General features: G+C 69.5%; 7 protein-coding genes. 2 read left to right on the top strand and 5 right to left on the bottom strand.

All coding sequences use genetic code 11. From position 1 onward, the window contains the following. Window positions 1–641: energy transducer TonB (locus tag Q0C41_RS27590; protein WP_291989560.1), on the top strand; the 641-nt coding region annotated here is incomplete at its 5' end. A gap of 26 nt (window positions 642–667) precedes the next feature. Next, window positions 668–2,257 (top strand): tetratricopeptide repeat protein, encoded by a 1,590-nt coding sequence (locus tag Q0C41_RS27585; protein WP_291989559.1) that lies wholly within the window; start codon window positions 668–670, stop codon window positions 2,255–2,257. 103 nt (window positions 2,258–2,360) lie between these two features. On the opposite strand, the gene Q0C41_RS27580 is transcribed toward Q0C41_RS27585, so the two are convergent. The 5 genes from Q0C41_RS27580 to Q0C41_RS27560 all read right to left on the bottom strand — a co-directional run. Beyond that, window positions 2,361–4,427 carry a S9 family peptidase gene (locus tag Q0C41_RS27580; protein WP_291989558.1) on the bottom strand — a complete coding sequence of 689 codons (2,067 nt, stop codon included), beginning with the start codon at window positions 4,425–4,427 and terminating at the stop codon, window positions 2,361–2,363. A 129-nt stretch (window positions 4,428–4,556) separates the two neighbouring features. Continuing rightward, a complete protein-coding gene (gene ilvC, locus Q0C41_RS27575) occupies window positions 4,557–5,591 on the bottom strand; it encodes a ketol-acid reductoisomerase (protein ID WP_291989557.1) in 1,035 nt (344 codons plus the stop codon). Window positions 5,592–5,760: 169 nt separating this feature from the next. After that, window positions 5,761–6,315, bottom strand: coding sequence for an acetolactate synthase small subunit (gene ilvN, locus Q0C41_RS27570; RefSeq protein ID WP_291989556.1), 555 nt, complete (start codon window positions 6,313–6,315; stop codon window positions 5,761–5,763). Beyond that, entirely contained in the window at window positions 6,312–8,021 is a 1,710-nt protein-coding gene (ilvB, locus tag Q0C41_RS27565; protein WP_291989555.1) for a biosynthetic-type acetolactate synthase large subunit, read from the bottom strand. The genes ilvN and ilvB overlap by 4 nt, the downstream gene beginning before the upstream one ends. Before the next feature lie 70 nt (window positions 8,022–8,091). Then, a partial coding sequence (locus Q0C41_RS27560) for a dihydroxy-acid dehydratase (protein WP_291989554.1) occupies window positions 8,092–8,675 on the bottom strand: 584 nt, incomplete at its 5' end.

Genomic DNA, 8,675 nt, shown 5'->3' with positions numbered 1-8,675 from the left:
CCCCGGACCCCGCCGCCGGCCCACTCGAGCGGACGGCGGTGCGCCCGACCCTCGATCGGCCCGCACCGCGCCGCACCGTGCACGTGCCACCGGTCTGGCCGGACGGCGTCGCGAGCGCCGTCAAGTTCCGCGTGCATCTCGTGCTCGACGCCAGCGGCCGCGTCGCCGAGGCGCGCGTCCTGCCGGGGGGCGCCAGGAACGCCCGCCCCATCGTCGAGGCCGAGGCGGCGGCGGTGCTGGACGCCGTCCGGCAGTGGCAGTTCGAGCCGCCACTGGAAGCGCCGATGCTCATCGTGACGTACGTCGGATCAGGTGACGAGGAAGGGGTGGTGATGCCTGACGCATCGCAGCGCCCGCCGCTTCGCGTCGGCGGCGACATCGGTCCGCCGAGCAAGGTGCAGCACGTCATCCCCGAGTACCCACCGGAGGCCCTTGCCGCGAACGTCAGCGGCGTGGTGATCCTCGAGGTGACGATCGACACCGCCGGACGCGTCACCGACGCGCGGGTCGTCCGCAGCGTGACGGGGCTGGACGACGCGGCCATCGCCGCGGTGCGTCAGTGGCGGTACACGCCGACGTGGCTCAATGGAGAAGCGGTCCCCGTCATCCTGACCGTCACCGTCAATTTCCAGCCGCAGTAGCGGCGCGGCACGCCTCAGCCTGAACCATGCGCATGCGACGTCGTCGGGCACCGTTCTCGTGCGCTGTCGCCCTGCTGGTCGTCACACTGACCAGCGGGTGTCGCGCCGCGCGTGCGCCCGTGGTGTCGGACCCGTGGCCGGAACGCCTGCGCGAGGCGGACGCAGCGGCGGCCGAGGGCTGCTATCGCTGTCTGGAGCGGGCGCTGCGCGAGTACGACGCCGGGGTGGCGGCCGGTCATGCCGACCCGACATTCGGCGCGCGAGCCTACCGCGTGGCCGTACACCTGGCGGTGAGAGAACGCCTGCTCGGACTCTTTCCCGGGAGGTACCAGGACGCCCCCGGACGGTGGGTGGCGGCCGCACCACCTGACGACGCCGCCGCGGGCGCGGACGTGGTACCGGCGGTGACGTGGCGTCGCGGGACGGCGACGGCCGGTGTCGGACCGTTCGTCGCCAGCGAGGACGTGGGGCGACTCCGAGCCAGGCGAGTGGCGCTCGAGGCTCGCGCCGATGCCGACCCCTGGGTTGCCACCCTGCTGCTCGCACTGGTCGGTACCAACCCCGTGCTTGGACTCGACGAGGGGCGACCTCCGGCGCCGGGGACCCTGCCCGGTCTCGAGCCCGAGATCTGGGCGCAGCGTCACCCCGACGATCCCTCGCTCGGGTTCACACGCCTCGTCCTGCTGCGCTCCTCGATCGACGTTCTCGACGCGTTCCGCGCCACGCACGCATCCTTCGTCGAGCTCGACGTCATCGCCGGCGAAGCCGAACTCGCGCGAGGCCGACTCGTCTCCGCGGACGAGACGTTGGCCCGGGCGCTCGCCGAGTTCCCGTCGCTGGTGCCCGCACTCGCCCTGCGCGGCGACCTGCGGCAGCGCATGGAGGACTACGCGCTGGCGGTCGACCTCTACACCACATTGCTGGCCCGGCTGCCCGACCATCGCGAGGCTTTGCTGGGGCTCACGAAGAGTCTCGGTTTCCTGGGACGCCACGCCGAGGCGATCGCGGCGGCCGACCGCATGCTGGCGTTCGGCACCTGGTACATGGGCGAGGCGTTCTACTGGAAGGCGTGGAACCTCTACACGATCGGTCGCCTCGACGACGCCCGTGCGTCGGTCGACGATGCGCGGCGACTGCTGGTGAATGCCGACGTCCACTATCTCGGCGGCGTCATCGCCTTCAAGCAGGGGCGTCATGACGACGCGGGCACGGACTTCGATGCGGCGATCGACCTCGAGTCACGCCACTGCGAAGCGCACTTCGATCGCGCGGCGCTGCGACTGACACGCCGGGTCTGGCCGGCGGCCGCGGCCGGGTTCGACGAGGCCTTCGAGTGTCTCGACGCCCGCACGCCGGTGCTCGAGCAGCGCATCGTCGACGCGCGCGACGCCCGCCTCGCCGATGCCGCAAGGGAGGTCCTCGTCCACCGTCGCGAGCAGGCGCTGCGCGACCATCGCCGCCAGCAGGCCTGGGCGCGCTACAACGGTGGCGTCGGCTATGCCAACGCCGGAGATCCCACCAAGGCCCGGACGCGAGCCGGCGAAGCCATCGCGATCGGCGGTCCTGCCGCGGAGGCCGCGGAGCGCCTGCTGCCCCAGCTGCCCCCTCTTCCGTAGCCGTCGACCTCCAGGTCGACGGTCGTGATCGCGGCCCGCGTCGAGCTGAAGCTCGACGCCTACGTGAGGCGCGGCCGGACGAAGTCCGGCGGCTACAGGCGTGTCAGGGCTGCGTCGCTGGCGCGGCCGGCTTCGGCGGAGCGGTGGTGAAGTCCGGGGCCGGGTCTCCGAAGATGTGATGGTTGAACCACAGCAGGTTGTGCTGCATGGTCGCGCGCATCGACTTCGGCTTCGTGATGCCGTGGCCGAAGCCCTTGTAGACGATCATCTCCACCGGCACGCCGCGATCCTGCAGGCCCTGGCGCAGTTCGTAGGCGTTGGCGATCGGCACGCGGCGGTCGAACTCGCCGTGCTGGATCAGCGTCGGCGTCCTGGCGCCCATCACGTAGGACATCGGTGACGTCTTGCGGTAGATCTCGGGGTCCGTGCCCGGGTCGGCGTCGAGATACTGGATGGTGAACGGCGTGATGTCGGTGTTGTAGTAGTACGTCGCCCAGTTCGAGATGCCGGCGCCGACCGAGATCGCCCTGAACCGCGTCGTCGACGTCGTCAGGAACGCCGAGATGTAGCCACCCTGGCTCCAGCCCATGCAGCCGAGCCGCGTCGGATCGACCATCTTCTTCGCGACGAGCGCGTCGATGCCCGACAGCACGTCCCACGCGTCGCCGACGCCGAGGTTGCGGACGTTCAGGCGCCGGAATCGCTCGCCGTACCCCGCGCTGCCGCGGTAGTTGACCTTGAGCACGAGGGCGCCGCGCGCGGCCCACAGGTCGGCGGGGTAGTAGCGGGCATCGATCACCTGCGGGCGATCGATGCCGGTCGGTCCACCATGGATGACGCAGAGCAGCGGGTAGGTCTTCGACGGATCGTAGTCGCGGGGCTTGATCAGGACACCCTCGATGACCTCGCCGTCCTGGCTCTTCCAGGTCACGAGTTCACGGATCCCGAGCGTCCAGGCGGCCAGCCGGGTGGAGCGGGTTGTCAGCGCCTTCGGCACGAAGGTGGCGATGGCCGTCGTGTAGACCTCGGGCAGCGTCGTGGCCGACCCGGCGACATACGCCAGTGCGGTCCCGTCGCCACTCATGGTGGGGGCCTGCATCGCGAGCGCGTCCGGCGACGACACGCGGGTCAGGGTGCGTGCGGCCGGGTCGACGCGGAACAGGTGCGTGGCGGTCTTCTGCAGCGCGGAGATGTACAGGCCGGTGCGGGTCCACGCGACCAGTTGTGCGTCCTCATCCAGCGTATCCGTCACCGAGACCGGCGTGCCGCCAGTGGCCGGGACGATGGCGACGCGTCCATTGGCGTGGAAGTACCCGGCGACGCCCATCGGCGACTGGAAGGCGATGCGGGTGCCCTCCGGCGACCAGCGCGGGTTGGTGTCGGGGCCCGCCTGCGTGACCAGGGGCGTGACGTGATCGGTCGCGAGGTCGAGCAGGAAGAGATCCGTCGTGCCGCCGTCCACGAGGTCCGGCGTGCGGGCCGCCTGGAACACCAGGCGGGTGCTGTCCGGAGAGACGTCGAACGTCGAGACGTGACGGTCGTTGCCGCGCGTTCGCTGACGGCCCCTGGCCGGCGCGACGAGCGCCTCGACGGCGTCGAGTGTCCAGAGCTGGGCGAACTGGTAGTCCTTCCGGACCACGGTGAAGGCGCCGAGGGCCTCCTTGCGCGCCTTCTCGGCCGCGCTGTCGTCGGGCAGCGCGATGTAGACGATGGTGCGGCCATCCGGCGCCCACTCGTGGTTGACGATCGGGCCGTCGTGCTTCGAGAGGACGACGGCTTCGCCGCCGTCGGGGCGAATGGCATAGATGGCCGGTTTGCCGTCGATCGGGCGGATGAACGTGATCCAGCGGCTGTCGGGTGACCACTCGATGTCACCTGCGGACTCCTTGCCGCGCGTGAGTTGCGTGACCGTGCCGGTGGAGGTGTCGGCGACGAACAGCTGGGTGAGGAACGCGTCGCGCTCCCAGTCCGTGATCGCTTCCTCGAACGCGACCCAGCGGCCGTCGGGCGAGATCGTCGGGGCGCTGAGGGAGCCGAGTTCGACGAGTTCGTCGATGGTGGGGACGTGCGGCGCGGCCGGCGCCTGCGCCAGGCCCGCCGGCGCGTGGAGGAGGGCCATGGTGAGGACCATGGCCGGCAGGGCGGCAACGCGAACACGGTCGACAGGCATGGGCATCTCCGGAGAGACGCATTGTACCTGTCGACTGTCGCTTGGGAGGGGTAGGGCCGGCTCTCCGAGCCGGCCGTCGTGATCGCGGTGACGGCCCGTTCGGAGAACGGGCCCTACCCGCTGCGCCGGCTACGCCACCGGGGCGTTCTGTTCCTGCGGCTTGTGCGTGACCGGGTTGAGGAACGGCATCATCGCGCGCAGCTTGGCGCCGACGTCCTCGAGGGTCTGCGTCTGCTCGTCGGCGCGGACCTTGTTGAACCAGGGACGTCCGTCCTCGTTCTCCTTAATCCACTTCTTCGCGAACGTGCCGTCCTGAATCTCGGCCAGCACCTGCTTCATCGCCTGGCGCGTCTCGGCCGTGACGATGCGCGGGCCCGTGTAGTAGTCGCCGGCCTCGGCCGTGTCGCTGACCGAGTAGCGCATGTAGTTGAGCCCACCGCGGTACATCAGGTCGACGATCAGCTTGAGCTCGTGGAGGCACTCGAAGTAGGCGATCTCCGGCTGGTAGCCCGCCTCGACGAGGGTCTCGAAGCCCGCCTTGACCAGTTCCGCGGTGCCGCCGCACAGCACGGCCTGCTCACCGAACAGGTCGGTCTCGGTCTCTTCGGTGAAGGTCGTCTCGATGACGCCGGCGCGGGTCACGCCGATGCCCTTGGCATACGACATGGTCAGCGCGCGGGCGTGGCCGCTGGCGTCCTGGTGGATCGCGATGAGCCCGGGCACACCGCCGCCCTCCTCGAACACCTCGCGGACACGGTGGCCCGGCGACTTCGGGGCCACCATCGTCACGTCGATGTCGGCCGGCGGCACGATGGTGCCGTAGCGGATGTTGAACCCGTGCGCGAACATCAGCATCTTGCCCGCCGTGAGGTGGGGCGCGATGTCCTTCTGGTAGACCGACGGCTGCACCGTGTCGGGCGCGAGCATCATGATGACGTCGGCTTCCTTCGCTGCGTCCGCCACGCTGACGACGCGGACGCCGGCCGCCTGGGCCTTGGCCGCCGACGTGCTGCCGGTGCGCAGGCCGATGCGGACGTCCACGCCGCTGTCCTTGAGGTTCAGCGCGTGCGCGTGACCTTGCGAGCCATACCCGATGATCGCGACCTTCTTGCCCTGGATGAGGGCGAGGTCGGCGTCGTTGTCGTAGTAGATGTGTGCAGCCATGTGTGTCGTTGGGTAGGGCCGGCTGTCCCAGCCGGCCGTCATGGAATGGCCTTCGGCACCGGGCCGTCGGCCTTGGGGAAAGAACGTGGGAGGGCCGGCTCTCCGAGCCGGCCGTGAGGGATTGCTGTCGTCGGGCGGAGACGGACGGCTCGGAGAGCCGTCCCTACCCCTACACCGAGTGCGAGATGAGGTCTTCCTCGGCCTTGGCGGCGCCGAAGTCCTGCTCGTCCTCGGGGGGCTTGCTCGCCGTGCCGGTGCCGCGCAGCATCGCCAGGCGGCCCGTGCGGGCGATCTCCAGGATGCCGTACGGCTCGAGCACGTCGATCAGGCTCTGCACCTTGTCCTGGTTGCCGGTGATCTCGATGACCAGCGACTCGGTCGAGACGTCGATGATGCGTGCGCGGTAGATCGGCGCCAGCTGGAAGATCTGGGCGCGCGTCTCCGGCGTCGTCTTCACCTTCAGGATGGCGAGCTCGCGGAAGATCGACGGCTGCCGCGTCACGTTGTCGACACGCAGCACCTCGAGCAGCTTGTAGAGGTTCGCCTCGATGCGGCGGGCGCCGAACTCGTCGGCCTCCACCGCGATCGTCATGCGCGACACGCCCGCGGTCTCGGTGTGGCCGACCGTGATCGAGTCGATGTTGAAGCCGCGGCGACGAATCAGCCCGCTGACGCGGGTGAGGACGCCGGGGTGGTCTTCGACGAGCACCACGAAGGTATTCATGCGTCCGCTCCCGTTTCGACAATGGCGCTGGGGCGCCGAATCATGTTGTGCAGGTCGTTGCCTGCGGGGACCATCGGATAGACCGAGTCTTCCTGCTCGACGCGGAAGTCGATCAGCACGGTGCCCTGGTGACGCCGGGCCTCGCGCACCGCCGGGACGACGTCGCCGCGCGTCTCGACGCGCATCGCCTTGAGACCGAAGGCCTCGGTCAGCTTGACGAAGTCGGGGTTGACCAGCGGCGTGGCGGCGTAGCGGCGCTCGTAGAAGAACTCCTGCCACTGCCGGACCATGCCGAGGAACCCGTTGTTGATGATGGCGATGTTGATGTCGATGCCCTCCTGGGCAATCGTCGCCAGCTCGCACATCGTCATCTGGAAGCCGCCGTCACCGACCACCACCCAGACCTCGGCATCGGGCCGGGCCACCTTGGCGCCGATGGCCGCCGGCAGCGCGAAGCCCATCGTGCCGAGGCCGCCCGAGGTGATGAGCGAGCGCGGGTCCTCGTGCTTGTAGTACTGCGCTTCCCACATCTGGTGCTGGCCGACGTCGGTGACGACGATCGTCTCGCGATCGCGCGTCTCGCGCCACAGGTCGTTGATGACGTGCGCGGCGTAGAGGTGGCCGTTGTCGGGCAGGTTCTGGATGTCGCGGACCGCGGAGTCGCCCTTGAGCATCGAGATGTAGGCGATCCAGTCGCTGCGATCGGTCGCGGCAATCTTCGGCTGCAGCTCCTCGAGCGTCGTGCGCAGGTCGCCAATCAGGCCGACGTCGACGCGGACGTTCTTGTTCAGCTCGGCCGGGTCGATGTCGATGTGGATCTTCTTGGCGTTGGGCGCGTACGTCTTGACGTTGCCGGTGACACGGTCGTCGAAGCGCATGCCGAAGGCCAGCAGCAGGTCGGCTTCCTGAATCGCCGTGTTGACCCAGGCCTCGCCGTGCATGCCCATCATGCCGAGGTTGAGCGGGTGGCTCGCCGGAATGGCGCCCAGCCCGAGCAGCGTCATCGCAATCGGCACGTTGGCCTGCTCGGCGAAGGCCAGCACGGCCTCGCGCGCGTTGGACTGCTGGATGCCGCGGCCGGCGAGGATGATCGGCCGCTTGGCCGAGTTGATCAGCTCGAGGGCCTGCTCGACCTCGCGCGAACTCGGCGTGTGCGACGGACGATAGCCGCGCAGCTTCGGCTCCTCCGGCCACACGAACTCGCACGACGACTGCTGGCAGTCCTTCGTGATGTCGATCAGCACCGGGCCCGGGCGGCCCGAGCGCGCGACATAGAACGCCTCCCGCACGACGCGCGCGACCTCTTCGGGCTTGGTCACCAGGTAGTTGTGCTTGGTGATCGGCAGCGTGATGCCGGTGATGTCGGTTTCCTGGAACGCGTCGGACCCGATGGCCTTGCTGCCCACCTGGCCGGTGATGCAGACGATCGGCACCGAATCCATCATCGCGGTCGCGATGCCGGTGACCATGTTGGTGGCCCCCGGACCGCTGGTCGCGATGGCGACACCGACCTGGCCGGTGGCGCGCGCATAGCCATCGGCCATGTGCGTGGCGCCCTGCTCGTGGCGCACCAGGATGTGGCGGATCGGGTAGTCGAGCATCGCGTCGTACGCCGGCAGGATCGCGCCGCCGGGGTAGCCGAACACGCAGGTGACGCCTTCGCGCACCAGGCTCTCGAACAGGATTTGGGCTCCGGTCTTCTTCATATCAGGCTCAGGACTCTGGGCTCGGGGCTCAGAAAAAAAGGCGTAGGGCTATGGGCTCGAACGACGAACTTCAGGCGACGGGTGTCTGGCGGCGAATCTGGTTGGCCAACGTGGCCGCCGGGCGCGTGATGGCGCCCTCGGAGGCCGAGGACACGAGGCTGGCGTACTTGGCCATCACCCCGGTCGTGTAGCGCGGCGCCGGTGGCTGATACGACGCGAGCCGCCGCGCAATCTCGTCGTCACTGACCGCCATGTCGAGGCGGCGCTGCTGCAGGTCGAACGTGATGACGTCGCCATCGCGGATGGCGGCGATGGGGCCGCCGGCGACGGCTTCGGGGGAGACGTGCCCGGCCATCAGGCCGCGCGTGGCGCCCGAGAAGCGGCCGTCGGTGAGCAGGGCGACCTTGTCGCCGAGCCCCGCGCCCATGATCGCCGCCGTGACGCCCAGCATCTCGCGCATGCCTGGCCCACCCTTGGGCCCTTCGTGGCGGATGACGACGACGTCGCCGGCGTTGATCTGGCCGGCCTGGACGGCCGCGAAGGCGGCTTCCTCGCCCTCGAAGACGCGCGCCGGGCCCTGGTGTCCGCCCAGCGACGAGCCGGCCACCTTCACCACGCTGCCCGCCGGCGCGATGTTGCCCTTGAGGATCAGCA

This window comes from Luteitalea sp., from assembly GCF_022842525.1.
Classification (GTDB): Bacteria; Acidobacteriota; Vicinamibacteria; order Vicinamibacterales; family Vicinamibacteraceae; genus Luteitalea.
This window is presented reverse-complemented; position numbering and strand designations above follow the sequence as displayed.